Annotated in this window: 20 protein-coding genes; 13 read left to right on the top strand and 7 right to left on the bottom strand. The window is 71.8% G+C overall.

The window, feature by feature from the left end; translation table 11 throughout:
* Nucleotides 1-46: 46 nt before the first annotated feature.
* On the bottom strand, nucleotides 47-1,183 hold the full coding sequence (locus tag H0E84_RS12680; protein ID WP_180679014.1) for an MBL fold metallo-hydrolase: 1,137 nt from the start codon (nucleotides 1,181-1,183) through the stop codon (nucleotides 47-49).
* A gap of 78 nt (nucleotides 1,184-1,261) precedes the next feature.
* On the opposite strand from H0E84_RS12680, the gene H0E84_RS12685 reads away from it, so the two are divergent.
* Nucleotides 1,262-1,876, top strand: coding sequence for a TetR/AcrR family transcriptional regulator (locus H0E84_RS12685; RefSeq protein WP_180679015.1), 615 nt, complete (start codon nucleotides 1,262-1,264; stop codon nucleotides 1,874-1,876).
* Between the two features lie 122 nt (nucleotides 1,877-1,998).
* Here H0E84_RS12685 and H0E84_RS12690 read toward each other — a convergent pair whose 3' ends face one another.
* From H0E84_RS12690 to aceE, 3 genes are all read right to left on the bottom strand, one after another.
* Nucleotides 1,999-2,601 (bottom strand): hypothetical protein, encoded by a 603-nt coding sequence (locus H0E84_RS12690; protein WP_180679016.1) that lies wholly within the window; start codon nucleotides 2,599-2,601, stop codon nucleotides 1,999-2,001.
* A gap of 154 nt (nucleotides 2,602-2,755) precedes the next feature.
* Nucleotides 2,756-3,454: a DUF3592 domain-containing protein gene (locus tag H0E84_RS12695; RefSeq protein WP_180679017.1), complete on the bottom strand. Its 699-nt coding sequence runs from the start codon at nucleotides 3,452-3,454 to the stop codon at nucleotides 2,756-2,758.
* Between the two features lie 368 nt (nucleotides 3,455-3,822).
* Nucleotides 3,823-6,513 carry a pyruvate dehydrogenase (acetyl-transferring), homodimeric type gene (aceE, locus tag H0E84_RS12700; RefSeq protein ID WP_180679018.1) on the bottom strand — a complete coding sequence of 897 codons (2,691 nt, stop codon included), beginning with the start codon at nucleotides 6,511-6,513 and terminating at the stop codon, nucleotides 3,823-3,825.
* 548 nt (nucleotides 6,514-7,061) lie between these two features.
* Between aceE and H0E84_RS12705 the strand changes: the two genes are divergently transcribed.
* The 3 genes from H0E84_RS12705 to H0E84_RS12715 are packed head-to-tail and all read left to right on the top strand — an operon-like array spanning nucleotide 7,062 to nucleotide 9,740.
* A complete protein-coding gene (locus H0E84_RS12705) occupies nucleotides 7,062-8,867 on the top strand; it encodes a sensor histidine kinase (RefSeq protein ID WP_180679019.1) in 1,806 nt (601 codons plus the stop codon).
* Nucleotides 8,864-9,304 (top strand): response regulator, encoded by a 441-nt coding sequence (locus H0E84_RS12710; RefSeq protein ID WP_180679020.1) that lies wholly within the window; start codon nucleotides 8,864-8,866, stop codon nucleotides 9,302-9,304. Before H0E84_RS12705 ends, H0E84_RS12710 begins: the two co-directional genes overlap by 4 nt.
* A 4-nt stretch (nucleotides 9,305-9,308) precedes the next feature.
* The gene (locus H0E84_RS12715) at nucleotides 9,309-9,740 is read left to right on the top strand and encodes a response regulator (protein ID WP_180679021.1); all 432 of its coding nucleotides are present in this window, start codon (nucleotides 9,309-9,311) and stop codon (nucleotides 9,738-9,740) included.
* 47 nt (nucleotides 9,741-9,787) lie between these two features.
* Here the strand turns inward: H0E84_RS12715 and H0E84_RS12720 are convergent, their stop codons facing one another.
* On the bottom strand, nucleotides 9,788-12,097 hold the full coding sequence (locus H0E84_RS12720) for an NADP-dependent malic enzyme (RefSeq protein ID WP_180679022.1): 2,310 nt from the start codon (nucleotides 12,095-12,097) through the stop codon (nucleotides 9,788-9,790).
* Nucleotides 12,098-12,314: 217 nt separating this feature from the next.
* Between H0E84_RS12720 and dgcN the strand changes: the two genes are divergently transcribed.
* The 5 genes from dgcN to H0E84_RS12745 all read left to right on the top strand — a co-directional run bounded on the left by dgcN (nucleotide 12,315) and on the right by H0E84_RS12745 (nucleotide 17,111).
* Nucleotides 12,315-13,367: an N-acetyltransferase DgcN gene (gene dgcN, locus H0E84_RS12725; RefSeq protein WP_180679023.1), complete on the top strand. Its 1,053-nt coding sequence runs from the start codon at nucleotides 12,315-12,317 to the stop codon at nucleotides 13,365-13,367.
* A complete protein-coding gene (dgcA, locus tag H0E84_RS12730) occupies nucleotides 13,352-14,368 on the top strand; it encodes an N-acetyl-D-Glu racemase DgcA (protein WP_180679024.1) in 1,017 nt (338 codons plus the stop codon). Before dgcN ends, dgcA begins: the two co-directional genes overlap by 16 nt.
* A gap of 89 nt (nucleotides 14,369-14,457) precedes the next feature.
* Nucleotides 14,458-14,721, top strand: a complete 264-nt coding sequence (locus tag H0E84_RS12735; RefSeq protein ID WP_180679025.1) for a hypothetical protein — start codon at nucleotides 14,458-14,460, stop codon at nucleotides 14,719-14,721.
* A 3-nt stretch (nucleotides 14,722-14,724) separates the two neighbouring features.
* Nucleotides 14,725-15,936, top strand: a complete 1,212-nt coding sequence (gene gltS, locus H0E84_RS12740; RefSeq protein WP_180679026.1) for a sodium/glutamate symporter — start codon at nucleotides 14,725-14,727, stop codon at nucleotides 15,934-15,936.
* 257 nt (nucleotides 15,937-16,193) lie between these two features.
* On the top strand, nucleotides 16,194-17,111 hold the full coding sequence (locus H0E84_RS12745; protein ID WP_180679027.1) for a LysR family transcriptional regulator: 918 nt from the start codon (nucleotides 16,194-16,196) through the stop codon (nucleotides 17,109-17,111).
* A gap of 78 nt (nucleotides 17,112-17,189) precedes the next feature.
* Here H0E84_RS12745 and rsgA read toward each other — a convergent pair whose 3' ends face one another.
* Nucleotides 17,190-18,302 (bottom strand): ribosome small subunit-dependent GTPase A, encoded by a 1,113-nt coding sequence (gene rsgA / locus H0E84_RS12750; protein WP_257644209.1) that lies wholly within the window; start codon nucleotides 18,300-18,302, stop codon nucleotides 17,190-17,192.
* A 341-nt stretch (nucleotides 18,303-18,643) separates the two neighbouring features.
* Here rsgA and H0E84_RS12755 point away from each other — a divergent pair, with 341 nt between their 5' ends.
* Genes H0E84_RS12755 through H0E84_RS12765 form a run of 3 tightly spaced genes read left to right on the top strand, consistent with a single transcriptional unit; the run spans nucleotide 18,644 to nucleotide 21,375 of the window.
* Nucleotides 18,644-19,897: an aminotransferase class I/II-fold pyridoxal phosphate-dependent enzyme gene (locus H0E84_RS12755; protein ID WP_180679029.1), complete on the top strand. Its 1,254-nt coding sequence runs from the start codon at nucleotides 18,644-18,646 to the stop codon at nucleotides 19,895-19,897.
* Between the two features lie 28 nt (nucleotides 19,898-19,925).
* The gene (locus H0E84_RS12760) at nucleotides 19,926-20,588 is read left to right on the top strand and encodes an SGNH/GDSL hydrolase family protein (protein ID WP_180679108.1); all 663 of its coding nucleotides are present in this window, start codon (nucleotides 19,926-19,928) and stop codon (nucleotides 20,586-20,588) included.
* 55 nt (nucleotides 20,589-20,643) lie between these two features.
* Nucleotides 20,644-21,375 carry a class I SAM-dependent methyltransferase gene (locus H0E84_RS12765; RefSeq protein WP_180679030.1) on the top strand — a complete coding sequence of 244 codons (732 nt, stop codon included), beginning with the start codon at nucleotides 20,644-20,646 and terminating at the stop codon, nucleotides 21,373-21,375.
* A 6-nt stretch (nucleotides 21,376-21,381) separates the two neighbouring features.
* Here the strand turns inward: H0E84_RS12765 and H0E84_RS12770 are convergent, their stop codons facing one another.
* The gene (locus H0E84_RS12770; protein WP_180679031.1) at nucleotides 21,382-24,105 is read right to left on the bottom strand and encodes an HAD-IC family P-type ATPase; all 2,724 of its coding nucleotides are present in this window, start codon (nucleotides 24,103-24,105) and stop codon (nucleotides 21,382-21,384) included.
* Between the two features lie 358 nt (nucleotides 24,106-24,463).
* Between H0E84_RS12770 and H0E84_RS12775 the strand changes: the two genes are divergently transcribed.
* The gene (locus H0E84_RS12775) at nucleotides 24,464-25,150 is read left to right on the top strand and encodes a hypothetical protein (RefSeq protein ID WP_180679032.1); all 687 of its coding nucleotides are present in this window, start codon (nucleotides 24,464-24,466) and stop codon (nucleotides 25,148-25,150) included.
* Nucleotides 25,151-25,237 lie beyond the last annotated feature (87 nt).

Genomic DNA, 25,237 nt, shown 5'->3' on the forward strand with positions numbered 1-25,237 from the left:
GATGGGTGCGTTTCATCGGCTTCGCCGGGCCGCGTGCCTCGCTACCTCATTCCCGCCACCAGGCCGGCGTCGGCTGCGGCGCGGCCAGGTCGAAGCGCTCGCCCATGCGCGGCGTGGCCAGCGCGGCGCCGCGCTCCGCAGCCAGTGCGGCGATGCGCTCGAACGGGTCGTTCCAGGCATGCATCGCCAGATCGAAGGTGCCGTTATGGATCGGCAGCAGCACCCGTGCGCGCAGGTCGGCGTGCGCCTGCACGGTCTGCTCCGGCAACATGTGCACGTAGGTCCAGCGCAGGTCGTAGGCACCGGTCTCGAGCATGGCCACGTCGAACGGGCCGAAGCGACGGCCGATCTCCCGGAACCCGTCGAAGTAGCCGGTGTCGCCGCTGAAGAACAGCCGCAACCCGTGGTCGTCCTCGCCCGCGGGCGGATCGATGACCACCCAGGAAGTCCACAGCGTGCGGTCGCCGTCGAACAGCCCGCGCCCAGAAAAGTGCTGCGCGGGCGTGGCGATGATGCGCAGCCCGTCCAGCTCGGTCTCCTGCCACCAGTCGAACTGCCGAACCTTCGCCTCCGGCACGCCCCAGGCGACCAGCCGGTCGCCGACGCCCAGCGGCGCCAGGAACACCTCGGTCTTGCCGGCGAGCGCCGCCACCGTGGCGCGGTCGAGATGGTCGTAGTGATCGTGCGAGAGCAACACCCCGCGCAGCGGCGGCAATGCCTCCAGCGCGATCGGCGGTGCATGGAAACGCTTCGGCCCCATCCACTGCAGCGGCGACGCGCGTTCGGCGAACACCGGGTCGGTGATCCAGAACCCGCCGCGCAGCTTGATCAGCAAGGTCGAATGCCCCAGCCGGAACAGGCTGCGATCCGGCGCCGCTTCCAGTGCCTCGCGGGTCAGCGGCAGCACCACCGGCGGCGCGTCCGGCACCGTGGTGGCGGGCTTGTGGAAGGCGAAGTCCCACAGCAGTCGCGCCATGAAACCGACGCCCTGGGGCGGGCGCGGCGCGACGTTGCGGAACTTGCCCTCGGCGGCCTGCGGCGAGGCCGGGTACTCGGCAAGGGGGCGATTGGTGCGGACCAGGGACAGGGTGCAGGCACTCACGGCAAGGACTCCGAAGGCGAGGATCAGGGCGGTCAGGCGGCGTCCGCGTGTGCGGCGGCGCGTCGGGGGAGGGGTGGTCATGACGGGCGTCCAGAAACTACACGGTGCAGTGTAGTCAGAGGATCGCAGGAAGTAAACTCCCCGGTGTAAACTTGGCCCATGGCCCGGTCCGACGCCCCTACCCGCCTCACCGACCGCAAGCGCGCGGCGATCGTCGATGCCGCAGTGGCCGAGTTCCGCGCCGCCGGCTTCGAGGCCACCAGCATGGACCGCATCGCCGCCACCGCCGGGGTCTCCAAGCGCACCGTCTACAACCACTTCCCCAGCAAGGAAGCGCTGTTCGTCCACATCGTCGACGACCTGATGGCCCGCGGCAGCGACGAGCACGCCACGCCCTACCGCGCCGACGCGCCGCTGCACGACCAGCTGCTGGAACTGGTGCAGCGCAAGCTGCACCTGCTGCACGAACCCGATTTCGCCGACCTGGCCCGCGTGGCGATCGTCGCCAGCCTGCACTCGCCGGATCTGGCCCGCCAGCTGATGGCACTGCTCGGCCAGCGCGAACACGCCATGACCACCTGGGTGCGCGCCGCCGCCGCCGACGGCCGCCTCAAGGCGCACGATCCCGCCTTCGCCGCGCAACAGCTCGAATCGCTGGTCAAGGGCGCCGCGTTCTGGCCGCAGATTGCGATGGGGCAGCCGCCGTTGACCGCGGCGCAGCGGAAGGCGGTGGCCGAATCGGCCGTCGCGATGTTCCTCGCGCACTACGGCTGACGGGCGCGGTCGCCGCGCCGGGTCGCGGCTGCCGCCGTGCTCTGCCCTCCAAGCAAAAGCGACAGCGGCGCCGCACTGTCCAGCGGCGCCGTTCGACGGCTACGGACGCGGCGGCCCCGGGCTCAGGGCCCGCACTGCCAGCGCCCCTCGAACGTGCGGCTCGCGCCGTCGGCACGCTGGTAGGTCAGTGTCGCCGGGCGCGGCGGCGACTCGCCCCCGCCGATCGCGTCGCCGGTTTCGACGATGCGGATCGTCTTGCCCTGCCCGGTGAACGTGGGGTCCTTGGTCATGCCGTCGAAGCCGCCGGGCGCGCGCACCGGCTCGACGTAGCCCGAGACCTTCACGATGCCCTGCGCCGGATCGTCGGACGCGACCACCCCGGTGGCGTGCAGGATCGGCCGTGCATCGCCGGTGGAAAAGCTGCACGCAAGTTCGCCCGCCAGGTCCGCGTCGGCCACATCGGGTTCGGTCAACGGATCGAGCTGGATCTCCGAGCCGTCGCCACCAACCGTGCCGCCCGCGGCCGCTGGCTCAGGCGCGGCCCCTGCCCGCGCGGCGTCCTCCGTGGCCGCCGGCGCCGGCGCGGACGCTGGCTGGTCGGCGGCCACCCCGGTGTCGTCTTCGGCAGGTGCGCACGCGGCCAGCAAGCTGCCCGAAAGCAGGGCGATGGCGAGCGCCTTCGCGATGGCCCCGGGTTCGAGAGCGATCGGCTTCTTGGCGAACATGGAGGACCTCGTGCGTTGCGGCGGCCTCACGACGTCGGCAGCCCGGACCCCCATCGTGGCGGCGCGCGCCTTTGCATTCCGTGAAGCACCCGCGCCGGCCGTACGCGCATGCGAGGCCTGCATGCCGCCCGCCCGGATCGGGCGCACGTTCGGGCTAGTTCGCCAGCTTGGGCAGGAACGACAGATCGACCAGGTATCGGCCCGGCTTGTTCCGGTCGATCAGCACCGGCATCCGTTCCGTCCTCAGGTAGTCCGTCGGATCGAACCAGATGTTGTCGCTTCGGAAGACATGCACTTCCGAAGTCGTCGGGTTCTGCCATTGCCCGACGATGCAATACGGACTGCGGCCATTGACGGACAGGCCCTCGTTGCGCTCCACACCGGTGATCTCGGCCTCGATCCGCATCCCGTTCGCCCGCAGGTAGCGCGCGTCGCGGCCTTTGAGCGCGCCGAACAGCACCATGCCGCCGCCGATCAGGAAGAACGCGCTGCCGATGCCGCCCAGGATCACCACGGCACCCCACAGCGGGAAGAAACCGTCGATGCGCGCTTCCTCGGGCCTGCCTGGCGGATACAGCACCTGCACCCGCTCGCCGCGCCGATGGCTGGGCGGATTGCTGCCGGAGCTGGAGACGAAGGTCGCTTCCTGGCCATCCTGCGCGGTGAACAGGACCACCGGCCGATAGGTGGTCGACTCGCTCGAGCGCGAACGCTCGAGGTCCACCACCACGCCCTCGGCGCGCACGGCTTCGGCCAGGAACGACCGCGTACCCGAGAACAGCAACAGCGCGCCGAGCAGCATGCCGACGCCGATCGCGGCGAAGAGATACTTGATGACAACGAGAATCTTCATTCGTGTCCTTCCGTGGATGGGTGCGGCCGTCGTGAAATATACCCGCCAAGCCAACCTTTTCGCCACGAAGGCCCTGACCCAGACGCTCCGCACCACAGCCCCGGGTGGACGGCTTGCAGCGTGCGTTCGCCGGCTGAAAGGCCGCCTCGAAGCTCGCCGCCAGGGCGAATGGATGCCCGCCGCCGTATGATCTTCCGCGCTTGCGCCTGGTCGGCCGAGCCGCAATACGACGAACGGCTCGACGCGCTGGCATGGGCGATCCTGCGCGAGTGCGCCTGCGTGGAGCCGAGCTTGCTCGGCTGCACTCTTTGGTTCGGGCCGGGAAGCAGCGGAGCAAGCTCCGCTCTACGCAGGAGGCAGCCGGGGAATCACACGGTGACCGGGTTGGGCTTGTCCGTCTCCAGCTTGTACAGCTTGATCGCCCGCGACACGTCCTTGGCGGTCATCTTGCCGGCCTTGGCCAGCGCGTCGATGGCGGCGTGGGCGATGTAGAAGCGGTCGACCTCGAAGTGGCGACGCAGGTTGGCGCGCGTGTCGCTGCGGCCGAAGCCGTCTGTGCCCAGCACGGTGTAGTCCATCGGCACGAAGGCGCGGACCTGATCGGCGTAGGCGTACACGTAGTCGGTGGCGGCGATGGCCGGGCCCTGGCGGCCTTCCAGCAGCCCGGTGATGTAGGGCTTGCGCTTGTGCTTGGCTTCCGGATTCAGGCGGTTGTGGCGGGCGGCGTCCAGGCCGTCGCGGCGCAGCTCGGTGAAGCTCGGGCAGGACCAGATGTCCGCGGTCACGCCGAAGTCCTTGTCCAGCAGCTCGGCCGCGGCGATCGCCTCGCGCAGGATGGTCCCGCTGCCCAGCAGCTGCACGCGGTGCTCGCCCTTCTTCGGCTTGCCGGCGTCCTTGAGCAGGTACATGCCCTTGATGATCCCCTCCGCGGCGCCCTCGGGCATGTCCGGGTGGGTGTAGTTCTCGTTCATCAGGGTGATGTAGTAGTACTCGTCGATCTGCTCCTCGAGCATGCGCTGCATGCCGTGCTGCAGGATCACCGTGACCTCGAAGCCGAAGGTGGGATCGTAGCTGCGGCAGTTGGGGATGGCGCCGGCCAAGAGGTGGCTGTGGCCGTCCTCGTGCTGCAAGCCTTCGCCGTTGAGCGTGGTGCGGCCGGCGGTGGCGCCCAGCAGGAACCCGCGCGCGCGCATGTCGGCCGCCTGCCAGGCGGCGTCGCCGATGCGCTGGAAGCCGAACATCGAGTAGTAGATGTAGAACGGCAGCATCTGCAGGTCGTTGGTGCTGTAGCTGGTGGCCGCGGCCATCCAGCTGGCGAAGGCGCCGGCCTCGGTGATGCCCTCCTCCAGCACCTGCCCGGCGGCGTCCTCGCGGTAGTACATCAGCTGGTCGCGGTCGACCGGCTTGTACTTCTGGCCCTGCGGGGCGTAGATGCCGAGCTGGCGGAACATGCCCTCCATGCCGAAGGTGCGCGCCTCGTCCGCCACGATCGGCACCACCCGCGGCGCCACCTGCTTGTCGCGCAGCACGATGCCCAGCGCCTGCACGAACGCCATGGTGGTGCTGATGGTGCGCTCGCCGCTGCTCTTGAGCAGGCGGTCGAACACCTCGAGCTTCGGCGCCTTGAGCGCTTCGCTGGCCTTGCGGCGGCGCTGCGGCAGGTAGCCGCCGAGCTTGCTGCGGCGCTCCTTGAGGTAGTTCACCTCGTCGGACTTGTCGCCCGGGTGGTAGAACGGCACCTGGCCGTCCTTCAGCTGGTCGTCGGAGACCGGGATCTTGAAGCGGTCGCGGAACGCGCGCACCGCCTCGTCGTCCAGCTTCTTGGTCTGGTGGGTGGGGTTGAGCGCCTCGCCGGCGCTGCCCATGCCGTAGCCCTTCACCGTCTTGGCCAGGATCACCGTGGGCTGGCCCTTGGTGTTCATGGCGCGGTCGTAGGCGGCGAACACCTTGTGCGGGTCGTGGCCGCCGCGGTTCAGGCGCCAGACGTCCTCGTCGGACAGGTTGGCCACCAGGTTGGCGGTCTCGGGGTATTTGCCGAAGAAGTTCTCGCGGGTGTAGGCGCCGCCGAAGGCCTTGCAGTTCTGGTACTCGCCGTCGACGGTCTCCATCATCAGCTTGCGCAGCATGCCGTCCTTGTCCTTGGCCAGCAGCGGGTCCCAGTAGCTGCCCCAGACCAGCTTGATCACGTTCCAGCCGGCGCCGCGGAAGCCGCCCTCCAGCTCCTGGATGATCTTGCCGTTGCCGCGCACCGGGCCGTCCAGGCGCTGCAGGTTGCAGTTGATCACGAACACCAGGTTGTCCAGGCCCTCGCGGCCGGCCACGCTGATCGCGCCCAGGCTCTCCGGCTCGTCGGTCTCGCCGTCGCCCAGGAAGCACCAGACCTTGCGGTCGGTCTTGGGGATCAGGCCGCGCGCTTCGAGGTACTTCCAGTTGCGCGCCTGGTAGATCGCGGCGATCGGGCCCAGGCCCATGCTGACCGTCGGGGTCTGCCAGTAGTCGGGCATCAGCCAGGGGTGCGGGTAGCTGCTGATGCCGCGGCCGTCCACCTCCATGCGGAAGTGGTCGAGCTGGGATTCGTTGAAGCGGCCCTCCAGGAACGAGCGCGCGTAGATGCCGGGGGAGCTGTGGCCCTGCACGTACAGCAGGTCGCCGGGGTGGTCCTTGCTCGGCGCCCGCCAGAAGTGGTTGAAGCCGACGTCGTACAGGGTGGCGGAGCTGGCGAAGCTGGCGATGTGGCCGCCCAGGTCGCCGGGCTTGCGGTTGGCGCGCACCACCATCGCCATCGCGTTCCAGCGGATGATCGAGCGGATCCGCCATTCCAGCTGCGAGTCGCCGGGCATGCGCGGCTCGAGGTGGGTCGGGATGGTGTTGATGTACTCGGTGGTGGGCGCGAACGGCAGGTGGGCGCCGCTGCGGCGGGTCAGCTCCACCATGTTCTGCAGCAGCTGGTGGGCGCGCTCCGGGCCGTCGGCGTCGAGAACGGCCTTCAGCGATTCGACCCACTCGCGGGTCTCGGTGGGATCGGGATCGTTCTGCAGGACGTCGTTGAGCCAGTTCATGTGGGGGGAGCGCTCCGCCGCGGCCCGCCGGCCGCCTATGGTCTTGGGAAAAATAGAGCTTCGATTCTAGCAGGCGGGCCACCGCCAGGCCCCGCGGCCGGGGGACTGTCCCGGGACACGGGCGGCAGGGGATCGGCGACGCGGGACGCGCGGGATCCGGGGCGTGGGCGCGCCACAGGAACGTGTCCTGCACGCGAAGCCCGGCGCGATCGCCGATGCCGGGAATCGCCGCCCGTTCGGCCGGAGCCGCTGCCCCGCCCGGCCGGAGTCTTCCGCGGCCTTCGCGACCATGGGCCGCTCCTGAAGGGTCGGTGCCGCTGGCGCCGCGAGGTGCGAACGCGTCGACCGCAGCATCCAACACGGCCTTCGCACGGTTTTCACGCGCGAGCACGATCATGCCCAGCTCGACCGGCGACTGCCGGTGCGCAACGACGGGCGCGTCCGGTGGCGATTGCCGGGCCATCGCGCTCGACGACGATCACCCCAGGGGGAAGACGGGGCCGGCAGGGGCGCCAACGCCCTAGTCGAACAGGCAACCCGGTTCAGCGATGCATCCAGAACTCTCCGAAAACCCGCTCGCACACTGGCGGCTGGCGCTGCTGGGCCTGGCGGTGGTGGTGATCGTGGTGGCGCCGTTCCTGCTGCTGCGCAAGGCCACCCAAGACAGCCGCGCCGCCTGGGAGCACGTGATGCACGCGCGCGAGGTCGAGGCCACCGTGCATGCGCTGTCCTCGGGGGTGCGCAACCTGGAGGCCACGGCACTGGCGATGGCCGCCGGCATCGACGACCCGGTGGTGCACGAACGTATCGCCCTGGCGCGAGTCAACATCCCGGCGAACCTGCGGCAGCTGCAACTGCTCACCCGCGACAATCCGCAGCAGCAGATCCGTGCCGGCGCGCTGCAGTCCACCATCGCCCTGCGCACCGAGCGGCTGGAGGCGATCCTCGCCGCCGGCGCGGCCTCCGCGCACGAGGACATGGCGGTGGCGGTGGCCCGCTATCCGATCCACGACGTCATCGAGGAGCTGGTCGCCGAGGAGCAGGCTCAGGCCAACGCACGCCAGGCGCGCGCCGAGCGCCTCAGCGCGCGCGCCACCCAGGCGGCCTGGGCGGCAATGGCCGGACAGCTGGTGCTGCTGGGCGCGCTGCTGTTCCTGGCCGGGCGGCAGATCGCCAGCCGGTTGAGCGCCGAGCGCGACGCCCGCAGCGCCAGCGGCCGCGCCACGGCGGTGCTCGACACCGTGCGCGAGCCGATCGTGCTGGTGGACGCCGAGCTGCGCGTGGTGATGCACAACGCCGCCTTCGCCGAGCTGTACGGCGTCGGGGAGGACAGCAGCGGTCGGCCGCTGGCCGAGACCGGCGGCGGCGCCTGGCGCCACGAGGAGACCTTGCGCCGCCTGCGCGACGTGCTGGCCCGCAACCGCGAGCTGTGGGACCACGAGCAGGTGCAGCAGACCGCGGACGGCATCGACCGCACCATGCTGATCAACGCCCGGCGCATGCCGCTGCCCGACAGCGAGGCCATGGTGGCCCTGGTCACCGCCAGCGACATCAGCGCGCAGAAGGCCAGCGAGCGCCAGATCCGCGAGCTCAACCGCCAGCTGCAGGGCAAGGTGGAGCAGATCTCCGATGTCAACCGCGAGCTCGAGGCGTTCAGCTACTCGGTCTCGCACGACCTGCGCGCGCCGCTGCGGCACATCGCCGGCTTCGGCGACAAGCTGTCGCGGCACCTGGGCGGGTCGATCGACGAGAAGGGCAGCCACTACCTGGGCGTGATCGTCGACTCGGCCAGGCGCATGTCGTCGCTGATCGACGACCTGCTGGTGTACTCGCGCCTGGGCCGCAGCGCGCTGCGCCTGCAGCTGGTGGACATGCAGTCGCTGGTGGCCGAGACCCGCTCGATGCTCGACGCCAACAGCGCCGCCGACGCCCCGCAGCACCGCATCGCCTGGAAGATCGCCGACCTGCCGGTGGTGGTGGGCGATGCGAACATGCTGCGCCAGGTGTGGATGAACCTGCTGGGCAACGCGGTCAAGTACAGCCGCGGCAGCGAGCCGGCGCAGATCGAGGTCGAATGCACGCCGAGCGACGACGGCGGGCACCATTTCCGGGTACGCGACAACGGCGCCGGCTTCGACATGAAGTACGCGGGCAAGCTGTTCGGCGTGTTCCAGCGCCTGCACGCGGCCAGCGAGTTCCAGGGCACCGGCATCGGCCTGGCCAGCGTGCGCCGGGTGATCGGCCGCCACGGCGGCCGGGTCTGGGCCGAGGCCGAGCCCGGCGAGGGCGCCACCTTCCATTTCATCCTGCCTGCCGCGGGCGACCTGCCCGCCAACAACGAGAAACCGACATGACCGAGTTGCGCACCATCCTGCTGGCCGAAGACAGTCCGCACGACGCCGAGATGGCGATCGACGCCCTGCGCGAGGCGCACCTGGCCAATCCCATCGTCCACGTCCAGGACGGCGTGGAGGCGCTGGACTACCTGCTGCGCCGCGGCAAGTACGCCGGCCGCACCGACGGCGAGCCGGCGGTGCTGCTGCTGGACATCAAGATGCCGCGGATGGACGGGTTGGAAGTGCTTAACGAGCTGCGCAAGGACGGGGGCTTCAAGAAGCTGCCGGTGGTGATCCTGTCGTCCTCGCGCGAGGAGAGCGACCTGGCGCGCAGCTGGGACCTGGGCGTGAACGCCTACGTGGTCAAGCCGGTGGACGTGGACCAGTTCTTCGAGGCGGTGCGGACCCTGGGCAAGTTCTGGGCGGTGCTCAACGAACCGCCGGCGGGAGGCTGACCGCTTGGCCGCGAACAGGGGGGGCGCCGGGCGCACGACCGACGACGACGACGGCGGCCGATCCGGAGCGGGCCACGGCCCGCCCTGGCGGGTCCTGCTGGTCGACGATTCGAGGGACGACGCCGAGCTGGCCGAACTGGCGTTGCGCGACGGCGGCGTCGCGGTGGAATGCCGCCGCGTCTACACCGAGCAGGCGCTGCGCGCGGCACTGGTGGAGTTCGCGCCGGACGTGGTGCTGTCCGACGTCAACATCCCCGGCTTCGACGGCACCGAGGCCCAGGCGGTGGTGCGCGAACACGACCCGTCGCTGCCGTTCGTGTTCCTGACCGGCTCGCTGCACGTGCCGGACCCGGCCCCGCCGGGCGCCGACGCGCTGGTGCTCAAGGACGACCTGCCCAGCCTGCCCGGCCTGCTGCGGCGCCTGCTGGGCCGATAGCGAGCGGCCGCCGACTTCCTGCAGGCGCGGGCCTGGGCCCCGAGCCGTCAACCGCCGCGCTGGGCCTTGCGGATCTGCGCCTCCACGGCGGCGATGGCGGTCATGTTGACCACCCGGCGCGGCGTGGCGGTGGAGGTCATGACGTGCGCGGGGCGGCTGATGCCCATCAGGATCGGCCCCAGCGCCACGCCGTCGGTCATCACCCGCACCATGTTGTAGGTGATGTTGGCCGCGTCCAGATTCGGCAGCACGAACAGGTTGGGCCGGCCCGACAGCGTGGTGTTGGGGAAGATGCGCCGACGCAGCAGCTCGTCCCAGGCGGTGTCGGCCATCATCTCGCCGTCCATCTCCAGGTCCGGCTTGCGCTGCGCCAGGATCTCGCGCACCCGCCGCATCTTGGCGGCGCTGGGATTGTCGTGGCTGCCGAAGTTGGAGTGCGACAGCAGCGCCACCTTCGGCTCGATGCCGAACAGCTTCAGCCGGTAGCTGGCCTGCAGGGTGCTCTCGGCGATCTGCTCGGCGCTGGGGTCGAGCTGCACGTGGGTGTCGAGGAAGAACCACAGCCCGCGGTCGTTGACCACGCCGGTCATCGCCGAAGTGCTCTGCACGCCCGGGTCGAGCGGGAACACGCTGCGGATGTAGCCGAGCTTCTTGTGGAAGCGCCCGACCAGCCCGCAGATCATCGCGTCGGCCTCGCCGCGCTCGACCATCAGCGCGGCGATCAGCGACGGCCGCGAGCGCAGCAGGTTCTTGGCCGAGTCCGGGGTCACGCCGCGGCGCTCGGTGATGGCGTGATACTGCTGCCAGTACTCGTTGAAGCGCGGGTCGTCGTTGATGTTGGTGAGCTCGAAATCTCGCCCCGCCTCCAGCCGCAGGCCCATGCGCTCGATGCGCGCCTCGATCACGTCCGGGCGGCCGATCAGGATCGGCTGCGCCAGCTTCTCGTCCACCACGGTCTGCACCGCGCGCAGCACCTGCTCCTCCTCGCCTTCGGCGTAGACCACGCGCTGGCGGTCGCTGCGGGCGCGATCGTAGACCGGCTTCATCACCAGCCCGGTGCGGTAGAGGAACTGGCCGAGCTTCTCCCGGTAGACGTCCAGGTCCTCGATGGGACGCAGCGCGATGCCGGACTCCATCGCCGCCTGGGCCACCGCCGGCGCCAGCATGGTCAGCAGGCGCTGGTCGAAGGGCCGCGGGATGATGTAGTCGGGACCGAAGCTGGGCAGGTCGCCGCCGTAGGCGCTGCCCAGGTCGGTCGCCTCCACCTTCGCCAGCTCGGCGATGGCGTGCACGCAGGCGAGCTTCATCGCCTCGTTGATGCCGGTGGCGCCGACGTCGAGGGCGCCGCGGAAGATGTACGGAAAGCACAGCGCGTTGTTGACCTGGTTCGGATAGTCGCTGCGGCCGGTGGCGACGATGCAGTCCGGACGCACCTGCTTCGCCGCCTCCGGCAGGATCTCCGGGTAGGGGTTGGCCAGCGCCAGGATGATCGGGCGCGCGGCCATGGTCGCCACCATCTCCGGCTTGAGCACGCCGCCGGCCGACAGGCCGAGGAAGACGTCGGCGCCGGCGACGATGTCGGCCAGGGTGCGCTTGTCGGTGTCGCGGGCGTAGCGCTGCTTGTCCGGGTCCAGGTTCGGCCGCCCGGTGTAGAGCGCCCCGTCGCGATCCACGGCCAGGATGTTCTCCGGCTTCAGGCCCAGCGCCACCAGCATGTCCAGGCAGGCGATGCCGGCGGCGCCCGCACCGGAGGTGGCCAGCTTCACCTCGCCGATCTTCTTGCCGGCGATCTCCAGCGCGTTGATCACCGCGGCGCCGACGATGATCGCGGTGCCGTGCTGATCGTCGTGGAACACCGGGATGTTGAGCCGCTCGCGCAGCTTGCGCTCGACGACGAAGCACTCCGGCGCCTTGATGTCCTCGAGGTTGATGCCGCCGAAGGTGGGTTCGAGGCTGGCGATGATGTCGACCAGCCTATCGGGGTCGCGCTCGTCGACCTCGATGTCGAACACGTCGATGCCGGCGAACTTCTGGAACAGCACGCCCTTGCCTTCCATCACCGGCTTGCCGGCGAGCGGGCCGATGTCGCCCAGGCCGAGCACCGCGGTGCCGTTGCTGATCACCGCCACCAGGTTGCCGCGTGCGGTCAGCTCGCTGGCGGTGTTGGGATCGGCGACGATCTCCTCGCAGGCGTGCGCCACGCCGGGCGAGTACGCCAGCGCCAGGTCGCGCTGGGTGAGCATGGGCTTGGTGGCGTTGACCCGGATCTTGCCGTGCGGCGCGAGCCGGTGGTATTCGAGCGCGGCGTTGCGGAAGTCCTCGGCGGATTCGGTGCTGTTTGGCTTGTTTTCGGACATATGGCTCGCCACCACTTGCGGAGCCACGATTCTAGCGGCTTTCGCCGCCCGCCCCGGGCCGTGGCGCCGGCGCCGGCGCATAACCTGGGGTTATGCGCGACGGGCATCTTTTCAATGGTGCGCACGCGGCGCGGTGCCTATGGTGGCCGCAGGGCTGGCGCTCCCGGCGACAGCACCGTCCCGCCCCCGAAAACCGCCGATGAGGAAGCGCGACCCGATGTCCCGACCCGACGAAGCCCGCGCCCATTTCGACCCCGCCGCGGGCTGGCCGCCGCCGTTCCTGCTGTACCTGGGCAACGCCCACGACGATCTCGCCGCCAAGACCGCGCGCGGCCTGGCGTTCTGGCGCCCGGAGTGGTGCGTGGGCCAGTTTCGCGACGCCGACTGCCGGACCTCGCTCGGCCTGGCCGACCTGGATTTCGATCAGGCGCGCGCCGCCGGTGTCAACACCATGATCGTCGGCGTGGCCAACGCCGGCGGCCGGATGGATCCGCGCACGGTCGCGCACGTGGTCGCAGCGCTCGACGCCGGCATGAACGTGGCCTCCGGCCTTCACGAGCGGCTCGGCTCCCGCCCCGAGATCGCGGTCGCGGCGCAGCGCAACGGCCGCGTGCTGTTCGACGCGCGCGAACCGCCGAGGACGCCCGTGGGCACCGGCGCGCCGCGCGCCGGCCGGCGCCTGCTCACCGTCGGTACCGACTGCTCGGTGGGCAAGATGTACACCACCCTGGCGCTGGAGCGCGAATTGAAACGGCGCGGCAAGTGTGCCGACTTTCGCGCCACCGGCCAGACCGGCATCTTCATCGCCGGGCGCGGAGTGCCGATCGACGCGGTGGTGGCCGACTTCATCTCCGGCGGCATCGAGTGGGTCGCGCCCGCGCGGCTGGACGACGGCTGGGACCTGATCGAAGGCCAGGGTTCGCTGTACCACCCGTCCTATGCCGGGGTGTCGCTCGGTCTGCTGCACGGGGCCCAACCCGACGCGCTGGTGCTGTGCCACCAGCCCGGCCGCCCGCACATGCGCGCCCTGCCGCACTTCCCCCTGCCCGACCTGCGCGAGTGCCTCGAGGCCAACCTGCGCGCCGCGCGGCTGACCAGCCCGGACGTGCGGGCCGTCGGCGTGGCGCTGAACACCTCCCGGCTGTCGCCTGCGGCCGCCGAGCGCGCCTGCCGGGAAGTCGAGGACCTGCTGGGCCTGCCGGCGCAGGACCCGGTGGCCATGGGAACGGATCGCATCGTCGACCGGCTTCTGTCGTGCTTCGCCGGCTGAGCGTCCGCCACCAGAGCTGGCCGCTGGCTGCCCCGTTCCGCATCTCGCGCGGGGTCAAGCACTCCGCCGAGGTGGTGGCGGTGGACATCCGCCAGGGCGCCGCGATCGGGCGCGGCGAAGGCGTGCCCTACGCGCGCTACGGCGAGTCGACCGATTCGGTCCTGATGCAGGTGCGCGCGGTCGCCGGCCTGGTGGAAGCGGGCGCGACCCGCGAGAACCTGGAACGGTCGCTGCCGCCCGGCGCCGCACGCAGCGCGATCGATGCCGCGCTGTGGGACCTCGAAGCGGCCGCCACCGGCCAGACCGTCTCCGCCACGCTCGGCCATTGTCCGCCCCGGCCGCTGATCACCGCGCTGACCGTCGGCCTGGATACGCCGGAACGCATGGCCGAGGCGGCGCGGTCGCTCGCCGGCGCGGCGCTGGTCAAGGTGAAAGTGGACGCGGACCGTCCGGAGACGCAGATCCGGGCGGTCCGCCGGCACTGCCCCGATGCGCGCCTGATCGTGGATCCGAACGAGAGCTGGAACATCGGCCTGCTGCGTGCGCTGCAACCGGTGCTGGTCGAGGCGCGCGTGGACCTGGTGGAGCAGCCGCTGCCCGCCGCCGACGATGCGGCACTGGAGGGGCTGGGCCCGGCCGTGCCGATGTGTGCCGATGAATCCTGCCACGTCAGCGCCGACCTGCCGCGCCTGCGCGGCCTGTACCAGGCGGTGAACATCAAGCTCGACAAGACCGGCGGCCTGACCGAAGCGCTGCGGCTGCTGGCGGCGGCACGCGCGGACGGATTCCGCATCATGGTCGGCTGCATGATCTGCAGCTCGCTCGGCATCGCGCCGGCGCTGCAGGTGGCGCGCGAGGCGGAGTTCGTGGACCTGGACGGCCCGCTGTGGCTGGAAAGGGACCACGCCGGTGGCGCGCGCGCGCGCGCCGGGGTGCTTTCCCCGCCGGACCCGGGCTTCTGGGGCGAGCCGCGACCGCGGATGGCATGGGGCGCAGGATGAGGCGCGCGCCTTCGGACGCGGCCCGCGCGACGCCGCGCTGCGGGTGCCTGGACCGGTTCATTCACCGGTCGAGCGGGCTGACTGCGGACATGCTGGGGCCGCGCGAGCGCGGCTACCTGCGCGCCGGCTACCATGCCGACGTGGTGGTGATCGATCCGGAACGTTTCGCCCCGCGTGCCGACTACGTGCGACCGCGGCGGCTGTCGGCGGGCGTGGAGCACGCGCTGATCAACGGCACGCGGGCGATCGCCGCCGGGCGCCTGACCGGCGCAGCCTCGGCGCGCGCGCTGCGGCACCGGCCACCCGCGGTCGCCTGTCCGATCGAACCCGAACCCGGAGCTCCGGAACCATGACGCATGCTTGAACTCGACGCGGTCCAGACCCTGGCCCTGGCGGGCCTGACCCTGTTTCTCGGCTACGCGCTGTGCCGCGCGATTCCGCTGCTCTCGCGCTACAACCTGCCGGCGCCGGTGATCGGCGGCCTGGTGGTGGCGCTGGCGGTGCTGGTGGCGCACAGCCAGGGCACCACGCTGTTCACCCTGGATACCAGCCTGCAGACGCCGCTGATGATCGCGTTCTTCACCACCATCGGCTTCAACGCCAGCGTGGCGCTGCTGCGGATCAGCGGCCGCCAGGTGCTGCTGTTCCTCGGCCTGGCGAGCGGTTTCGCGGTGGTGCAGAACCTGCTCGGCGTCCTGGTGGCCACCGGCTTCGGCCTGCATCCGCTGTTCGGCGTACTGGCCGGTTCGGCCACGCTGACCGGCGGGCCGGCCACGGGGCTGGCGTTCGCGCCGCTGTTCGAGGAAGCGGGCGTGGCCGGCGCCGAATCGGTGGCGCTGGCTTCGGCGATGGCCGGCATCGTCTGCGGCGGCCTGATCGGCGGGCCGCTGGCGACGGTGCTGATCCGGCGGTTCCGCCTGCGCATCCCGGGCTCGACGCCGAGCGATGCGGCGGCCGTCGCGGCCGGCGACGCGAACGCGGGCATCGAACCGGTCCCGGACGATGCGGCGCGCGAATTCGGCGCGCTCAAGAGCATCGTGGTGATCCTGGTGGCGATGTGGCTGGGCTCGTGGGTCAGCGCCGGCATCTCGGCGACCGGGCTCACCTTGCCCGCCTATGTCGGCGCGATGCTGGTCGGCGCGCTGATCCGCAACCTCGACGATCGCACCGGATGGATCGGGCTGTCGGTCCCGACCACGGAGCTGATCGGCAACATCTGCCTGGCGCTGTTCCTGGCGGTGGCGCTGATGAACCTCAGGCTCTGGGAACTGGCCGGCCTGGCCACCCCGCTGCTGGTCAACCTGGCGCTGCAGGTGGTGCTGGTGGCGCTGTTCTGCGGCGTGGTGTTCCGCCTCATGGGCCGCGACTACGACGCCGCGGTGATGGGAGGCGGCTTCGTCGGCTTCATGCTCGGCACCACCGCCAACGCGATGGCGGTGATGCGTACCCTGGTGGAGCGCTACGGCATCGCGCCGCGCGCGTTCCTGGTGGCGCCGCTGGTGGGCGCGTTCTTCATCGACTTCACCAATGCGCTGATCATCACCGGCTTCATCAACTTCTGGCACTGAGGCCGGGCCCCGCGGTGACGAGACCTCTCGGCCATGGCCGCTCCTGCGGCCGAGGCGGCGCGTCGCCCCGTAGGAGCGACCCATGCACGCGAAGGCCGGCGCGGTTGGCCACGCCCGGAATCCTGCCAACCCGGCGGAGCCTCCCGCGGCCTTCGCGGCCATGGGCCGCTCCTACGGGGGTTGCGCCACGGGCACCGCTGCATGGGCCGGCGCCGGGGATGCTGGCCGGGGCGCGGGCGGCGCCCTAAGATCGATCGATGCGCTTTCGCCAGATCGAAGTCTTCCACGCCGTCTACACCACCGGCTCCATTAGCGCGGCCGCCCGCTCGCTGCATGTCTCGCAGCCCTCGGTCAGCAAGGTGCTGCACCACACCCAGGCGCAGCTGGGGCTGACGCTGTTCACGCTGGTGCGCGGCCGCCTGGTCGCCACCGACGAAGCGCATGCGCTGTTCATCGAGGTGGCGGAGATCTTCAAGCGCCTCACGTCGCTGCAGAAGACGGTCGACAACATCAAGAACCTCGGCGGCAGCCATATCCGTCTGGCCGTGGTGCCCTCGCTCGGCCTGCACGTGGCGCCGATGGCGATCGCGCGCTTCCGGCGCCTGCACCCGGAAGTGACCTTCGACGTGCAGACCCTGCACCACGACAACCTGTTCGAAGCCCTCTACGAGCGAACCTGCGACATCGCCGTGGCCTACGATCCGCCGGCCCACCCGCGAATGCAGCGGCGCGAACTGGGCACCGGCGAGCTGATGCTGCTGTTCCAGCGCGACAGCCTGCCCGGCGTGGGCGCGAGCGTGCCGCTGGACCTGCTCGACGGACGGGACATGGTGGGGTTGACGACCGGCGGACCGGTGGGCGACCTGTTCGCGGGCGAGGTGCGGCGGCACAACGTCTCGATCCGCGAGGTGGTGTCGAACCAGACCTTCTATATCGCCGCCGCGCTCACCCGCTGCGGCGCCGGCATGGCCGTGGTGGACGAGTTCACCGCGCGCGCCAGCGTGGACGGCGCCACCGCGTTCCGGCCGTTCGATCCGGCGATCCGGTTCAAGGTGGAATGCGTCCATCTGGAGGACCGCCCGCCCTCGAAGGCGGCCGACGCCTTCGTGGCCATGCTCGGCGATACCCTGGGCGGGATGCGGGCCTCGCCGATCCCGGCGACGGCGAGCGGATAGCGGGCGTTCGCGCATGCGCTCCAGGCGGGTCTGCGCACGAATCCGCGCACCGGCGCTGCCGGGTCCCGGCAGCGCCGCTCAGCGCTTGCCGTACTTGTCGTCCAGCCGCTTGTTCAGCGTCTTGCCGGCCACCTTCTCGTCGCGCTTGCCGCCGCGCCGGCCGGCGAGCTGGCCGGCGGCGGCGTCGACCTCGTCGCGCAGCTTGAGGTAGCTGGCATAGCGCGCCGGTGCGAGCGCGCCCGATTCGATCGCCGCGCGCACCGCGCAGCCGGGCTCCTGGCCGTGGCGGCAGTCGCGGAAGCGGCACTGCTCCGTCAGCGCCTCGACATCGGCGAAGCCGCCCTCGGCCAGGTCCTCCTCGCCGGTGGGCTTGAGTTCGCGCATGCCGGGCGTGTCGATCAGGCAGGCCCCGGACGGCAACGGAATCAGCGCACGGTGGGTGGTGGTGTGGCGGCCGCGCTCGTCGCTGACGCGGACCTCGCCGGTCTTCATGCGCTCGCTGCCGAGCAGGCTGTTGGTGAGGGTGGACTTGCCGGCGCCGGAGCTGCCTACCAGCACCGCGCTCACGCCCGGCTGCAGCCATGTCGCGAGCGCGGCGACGCTGTCGCGATCCCGGGCGTTGACGGCGAGTACCGGCACGTCGGCGCCGGCGACATCGGCGAGCGCGGCCAGCGCCGCGTCCACGTCGGCGCCGGGGTGGTCCGCCTTGGTCAGCACCACCACCGGCTGCGCGCCGCCGCCGTGCACCAGCAGCAGGTAGCGCTCGATGCGGCGGGGATTGAAGTCGGCGTCCAGGCCGCAGACCACCAGCACCACGTCGACGTTGGCGGCGATCACCTGCTGCCGGTAGTGCTCGCCGGCGGCGCCGCGCTTGATCGCGCTGCGTCGCGGCAGCAGCGCGACGATGCGCGCCTCCTCCACCAGCACCCAGTCGCCGACCGCGGGACGCTGCTCGGGCGGGAACTTCGGCCGCTGCCATTCCGGCAGCGATTCCACCGCCACGCCGTCGACAGGGCCCTCGGCCACCAGGTAGCCGGAGCGGTGCTGCGCCACCACCCGCGCGGGGCGCGCCTGCGGGTGTGCCGTCATCGTCTGGCGCCAGGCCGGGTCGTCGGCCTCGGCGGGCGCGCCCGGGAACGGCCAGCCGATCGCGCGCAGCGCGCTCCCGCCGTCGGGCGGTCCGGGACTCAAGCGCGCGGCCGGGTTGGCGTCATGGGCGGATTCTAGCCTGCCGGAGGGCGGCGACCCCCTGCAGGAGCGGCCCATGGCCGCGAAAGCCGCTGTGGCTCGGGCGGACGTCGGCGGCGACCCGGTATGCTCGCACGTGCCGCCCCTCGCGGGTATCGCGCCCCTGCAGATGAAGGCGACCGCGTCCACGGGCTCGGCCCGCGGCTCCATGCAGGCGCAGGATCCGGTGCCGCGAGTCGCCGCCCTCGCGGTGCGCTGCCCTGCGCGCGCGCGCCGAAAGGGCTGCTTCGGCGCCGGACTTTGGGTAGGCTGGGCGGAATTCCGCCGCGCTTCCCCGCCCGCCCATGCCGACCCTCAAGACCCGCGAACGCCTGTCCGAAGTGCGCTACGAGATCCGCGGGGAGCTGGCCCGGCGCGCGCGCGAGCTGGAGGCGCAGGGGCGCGAACTGATCAAGCTCAACATCGGCAACCCGGGCGCGTTCGGCTTCCGCGCCCCGGAACACCTGCAGCGCGCGATCGCCGACCACATCCACGACACCGACCCGTACACCCACCAGCAGGGCCTGCCGGAGGCGCGCGAGGCGATCGCCGCCCACCACCGCGACCGCGGCACCCCGAACGCGTCGCCGGAGCGGGTGTTCATCGGCAACGGCGTCAGCGAGCTGATCGACATCTCGCTGCGGGCGCTGCTCAACCACGGCGACGAGGTGCTGCTGCCCTCGCCCGACTACCCGCTGTGGTCGGCGGCGACGATCCTCAACGACGGCCGCCCGGTGTACTACCGCTGCGCGGCAGAACACGGCTTCCTGCCCGACCCGGACGAAATCGAGGCGCTGGTATCGCCGCGCACCCGCGCGCTGGTGCTGATCAACCCCAACAACCCGACCGGCGCGGTGTATCCGCGCGCCCTGCTCGAGCGCCTCGTCGCGGTGGCGGCGAAGCACCGGCTGCTGCTGATGGTCGACGAGATCTACGACGGCGTGCTGTACGACGGCGCGCGCTTCGAGCCGCTGGCGCCGCTGGCCGGCGACCTGCCCTGCCTGTCGTTCGGCGGGCTGTCCAAGGTGCACCGCGCCTGCGGCTGGCGGGTGGGCTGGGCGATGCTCTCCGGCGATCCGACCGCCTGCGGCGACTTCCACCACGCCATGGACCTGCTGGGTGCGCTGCGCCTGTGCGCCAACGTGCCCGGCCAGTTCGCGATCCAGGCGGCGCTGGACGGCACCGACACCATCGGTCCGCTGTGCGCGCCGGGCGGCCGGCTGTACGAGGCCCGACGCGCGGTGATCGAGAGCTGCGCGGCAAGCGAGCACCTCCAGCTGGTGGCGCCGGCAGGCGCGCTCTACGCCTTCCCCGGCGTGACCGGCGCCGCCGCCGAGGGCTTCGACGACCACGCCTTCGCGCTGGAGCTGCTGGAAACCGAGGACGTGCTGATCGTGCCCGGCTCCAGCTTCAACGTGCCCTACCGCAACCACTTCCGCGTCACCCTGCTGCCCGAACCCGACCAGCTGCGCGAGGTGTTCCGGCGCATCGACCGGGTGCTCCAGCGCCGCGCCGACGCCGCGCGCGCCCGCGGCGACGCCCATGCCGCGGTGGCTTGAGGCGCTGGCGGCGATGGTGCTCGCCGGCATGGCGGCCACCTCTGCGGCGGGCGAGGGCGAGGCCGCCATCGCCTACCTCGCCCTGGGCGACAGCTACACCATCGGCGAGGCGGTGGCCGCGGACGGCCGCTGGCCGGTACAACTCGCGCGCGCCCTGCGCGCCGAAGGGGTCGCGCTGGGCGACCCGCGCATCATCGCCAGGACCGGCTGGACCACCGACGAACTGGAGGCGGCGATCGACGCCGCCGCGCCGTCCCCCGGCCACGGGTTCGTCAGCCTGCTGATCGGCGTCAACAACCAGTACCGCGGCCGTCCGCTGGACGAATACCGCACTCAGTTCGCCGGGTTGCTCGAGCGGGCGATCGATCTTGCCGGCGGGCGGCCCGGGCGGGTGATGGTGCTGTCGATCCCGGACTGGGGCGTGACCCCGTTCGCTGCCGGCTCGGGCCGCGACGTCGGGGCCATCGCGGCCGATCTCGACGCCTACAACGCCGCCGCCGCGGAACTGTGCGCGACGCGCGGCGTGGCCTTCGTCGACATCGCGCCGGTGAGTCGCGCGCGCGGCGCCGAACCGGCGATGCTGGCCGACGACGGGCTGCACCCGTCCGCGGCGATGTACGCGCAGTGGACCGCGCTGGCGCTGCCGGTGGCGCGGCGGCTGCTTGCCGCGCACGACACGCAGCCGCGCTAGCCGGCGCGCCGTGCTAGCGTTCGGCATCCCCCCGGCCGGCCCGCCCGACCCCCGCATGCACAGCCCGACCATCGAAACCGCCCAGGCCGATGCGGCCACCGCGGTCCGCCCGTTCGACCGCGCCCACGCCAGGAGCATCGCCCGCGCGTTCCTGCCCGCGCGCGCGCTCGGCAACCGCCACGATTACTACTACACGTTGTTCAAGCTGCGCAGCGATCCGCTGTATCCCGGCGTGCTGGCGGCGCTGCGCGGCAGCGAGGCGCCGCTGCTGGACCTGGGCTGCGGCTTGGGCCTGCTGGTGCACGCGCTGCGCCGCGACGGCCAGGCGATGCCGTACCGGGGCGTGGACATCGACGCCGCCAAGATCGCGCGCGCGCAGCGGGTGGCCGCGCGCAGCGGCCTGGACGGCACGCGCTTCGAGGTGGTGGACCTGGCGCGCACCACGCCGACGCACCGCGGCAGCGTCGCGATCCTCGACGTGCTGCAGTACCTGTCGCACGAGGCCCAGCGCGAGCTGCTCTCGACCATGGCGGCGATGCTCACCCCCGGCGCGCGGCTGGTGATCCGCACCGGTCTGGGCGACGACAGCCGCCGCGGCCGCACCACCCGCATCACCGACCGCCTCGCCAACCTGATCGGCTGGATGCAGGAACGGCCGCGCTGCTACCCGACCGCCGACGGCCTGCGCACGACGCTCGAGCAGGCCGGGCTGGAGTCCCGCTTCGCGCCGCTGTACGGCAGTACGCCGTTCAACAATTGGCTGGTGGTGGCGGCGCAGCGGCGCTGAGCCGGCTCAGGCCGCCGCCTCCAGCACGCCCAGCCGGCGCAGCACCAGCTTCTCGGCCTCCAGCGCCAGCATCAGCGCCAGGCCGATCCCCACCACCACCAGGCCGTCCAGCGCGCCCACGGCGCGGGTGGCGAACAGCGCCTGCATCACCGGCAGATAGGTGAACGCCAGCTGCGCCAGCACCACCGCGCCCACCGCGCCCAGCACCACCGGCGTGCCCATCGCACCGCGCCAGGTGAACGAGGCGGTGTGCAGGTAGCGCACGTTGAACAGATAGAAGATCTCCATCGCAACGATGGTGTTGACCACCAGGGTGCGGGCGGACTCGACCTCGTGGCCGCGTCCCAGCGCCCAGGCGAACACGCCCAGCGCACCGGCCAGGAACAGCAGCGACACGAAGACCACCCGCCATACCAGGAACGGTGTGAGCAGCGAGGCCGAGGCGCGCCGCGGCGCGCGCTTCATCACCCCGTCCTCCGCCGGCTCGAACGCCAGCACCAGGCCGAGGGTGACCGCGGTGACCAGGTTGATCCAGAGGATCTGCACCGGGGTGACCGGCATGGTGAAGCCGAACAGGATCGCCGTGGCGATCGCCAGCATCTCGCCGCCGTTGGTCGGCAGGGTCCAGCCGACCACCTTGCGCACGTTGTCGTAGACCACACGCCCCTCGTGCACCGCGGCGACGATCGAGGCGAAGTTGTCGTCGAGCAGGACCATCTCCGAGGCTTCCTTGGCCGCCTCGGTGCCCTTGCCGCCCATCGCCACGCCGACATCGGCCTGCTTGAGCGCCGGGGCGTCGTTGACGCCGTCGCCGGTCATCGCCACCACCGCGCCGCCGGCCTGCAGCGCGCGCACGATACGCAGCTTGTGCTCCGGGCTGGTGCGCGCGAAGACCTCCGTCGCGCCCGCCAGCGCGCCCAGGTCGGCGTCGGCCACCGCGTCGAGCTGCGCGCCGGTGACCACGTCCGGATCCTCGGCCAGCCCCAGCTGGCGGGCGATCGCCGCGGCGGTGGCGCCGTGATCGCCGGTGATCATCTTGACCGCGATGTTGGCGCTGCGGCATTCGGCGATCGCCGCCATCGCCTCCTCGCGCGGCGGGTCGATGAAGCCGACCAGGCCGAGCAGTTGCAGGCCGTCGCCGAGGCCTTCGAAGTCCAGCCGTTCGACTTCGTCGCCGACCTGCTTGCAGGCGAATCCGAGCACCCGCTCGCCCTCCGCCGCAGCGGCGGCGATGGCGGCCTGCCAGGTGGCATGGTCGAGCGGACGCGTGCCCGCATCCTCCCGCTGCGCGCTGCACATCTCCAACAGCCGCTCCGGCGCGCCCTTCACGAACACCACGCGACCGCCTTCGGCGTTCCGGTGCAGGGTCGCCATGAAGCGATGCTGCGCGTCGAACGGGATCGCATCGACGCGCGGACACTCGACGCGCAGCGCGTCCGGTGCCAGCCCGGCCTTCATCGCCAGCGCCACCAGTGCGCCCTCCATCGGATCGCCCTCCACCGACCAGGTGCCGTCGGTCTGGCGCAGGCGGGCGTCGTTGCACAGCAGTCCGGCGCGCAGCAGCGGCGCGGCCTGCGCCAGCACCGCCGCGGCATCGTCGCCATCGGCGACGATCCTCCCGTCGGGGGCGTAGCCGATGCCCTCCACGCGCAGCACCCGGCCCGGCAGCAGCAGCTGCCGCGCGGTCATCTCGTTGCGGGTCAGGGTGCCGGTCTTGTCGGTGCAGATCACCGAGGTGGCGCCCAGCGTCTCCACCGCCGGCAGCCTGCGGATCACCGCGTTGCGCGCGGCCATGCGCTGCACGCCGATGGCCAGGGTGATGGTGATCACCGCCGGCAACCCCTCGGGCACCACCCCGACCGCCAGCGCCACCACCGCCATCAGCGCCTCGTCCCACCGGAACCCGCGCACCAGCACTGCGAACGCGAACAGCGCCGCCGCGCCGGCCAGCGCCACCCAGGTGAAGCGCCTGCCGAAGCTGTCGATCTGCCGCAGCAGCGGAGTGGTCAGCGTCCGCACCGCGCCGATCAGGGTGCTGATCCTGCCGATCTCGGTGGAACTGCCGGTGGCCACCACGACGCCCACGCCCTGGCCGGCCGCGACCAGGGTCCCGGACCAGGCCATGCAGCTGCGGTCGCCCAGGGCCGCCGCCGCGTCCACCGCCGCCTCGTGCTTCCCGGCCGCCACCGACTCGCCGGTGAGCACCGCCTCGTCGATCAACAGCGAGCGCGCGGCCAGCAGGCGCAGGTCCGCCGGCACGCGGTCGCCCGGATCGAGCAGGACCACGTCGCCCGGCACCAGGTCGGCGACGGCAGCGGTGTGGCGCTGGCCGCCGCGCAGCACCGTCGCCTGCGGCGAGATCATCCGCCGGATCGCATCCAGGGCGCGTTCGGCCTTGCCTTCCTGCACGTAGCCGACGATGGCGTTGACCACCACCACCGCGGCGATCACCGCCGCGTCCACCACGTGCCCGAGCAGCCCCGCGGCACCGGCCGCGGCGAGCAGGAAATAGATCAGCGCGTTGTTGAACTGCGACAGGAAGCGCAGCCATCCCGGGCGGCCGCCGGTCGCCGGCAGCTCGTTGCGGCCGTGCCGCTGCAGCCTGCGCGCCGCCTCCGCGGCATCCAGCCCCCCGCGGTCGGCCTGCAACCGCGCCAGTGCGTCGCCGGCAGTGCAGGCATGCCAGGGAACGTCTGAGACTGGAGAGGCTGGGGGAGGCTTGGCAGGCATGCTGGGCATTGTGCGGAAAACGCGATGGCGAGCGAGGCGGACCGACGAGGCTCCCGCGGGAGCGGCGGCAGGCGCGCACCGCAACGGTCCACCGGCTGCATCGGCTGCCGGAGTCGGCTGGGAGCGCGACTCCCGTCGCTTCTGCGGCTTGGCGGCGATGCACTCCGTTAACGCGGGACCTGCAGACTACCGGCAGGGTCGAGGGCATCCCGTGATCCAGATCAATGCCCGGTCGGGGCGGCCGCGCGAGGCTACGCGACACTGGCGGGGCCGCAGCCGTGCCGCTGCCCGCGTTCGCGCCCACCCCGTCCTCCACCGCCCCGTCACCCCGCCGTCTCCAGCCCCCGAGGACCCCCCGATGACCGACTCCAACCTGCCGCTGGCCCTGTACAAGGCCAACCTCGACCTTTGGCTGCGCCTCGGCGAGCTGCTGCAGGACAACCGCGAACAATGGATGCAGCTGCTGGCACGCGAGGTGCGCGACAGCCTGTTCGAGGCCGGCGCCGAGGCCGAGCAAGCGCAACGGGCCGAGGGCTGGCAGTCGCTGTCGATGCTGCCGGGCAGTGCGCTGTGGCGGATCGCCGAGCAGCAGATGGGCGACCTGCAGGCGCTGATGCAGACCGCGGTGGGCAACCAGATGACCTTTGCCAACGGATTCCAGAACGCGCTGGCCGAGTGGCAGGAGGCGACCGCCGGGGCGATCGGCGGCGCCGCCAACACGCAGCCGGGCGGCGACCTCCTGGAGCGCGCATTGCAGGCCATCTCGGCGCTGGCGCCGGGGACGACCGAGGCGAACCTCGCCGGCGCGGCAGCGGCGCGCGGCGCCCCGTCCAGGCCGGCAGCGAAGAAGGCGCAGGCCGCACGCGCCTCCGGCGCCACCGCCGCACCGACCCGCAAGCGCGCCGCCAGGTCCGCGGGCTCCGCGCCGCCCGGTCGCGCAACCGCCGCCAGGACAGCGAAGAAGGCCGCGAAGAAGACCCCCAGCAGGACCACGACGGCGAAGAAGGCCGCGAAAAAGCGCGCAACCGGGAAGGCGCGGAAGTAACGGCGCATCCGGCAGCCGGCGGCGGCCAGGCCGCGGCCCGGCGCAGGGTTGGACCCGTCGCGCCCGATGCGGCATGGTCGCGTGCGC

Source organism: Luteimonas salinisoli, assembly GCF_013425525.1.
Classification (GTDB): domain Bacteria; phylum Pseudomonadota; class Gammaproteobacteria; order Xanthomonadales; family Xanthomonadaceae; genus Luteimonas; species Luteimonas salinisoli.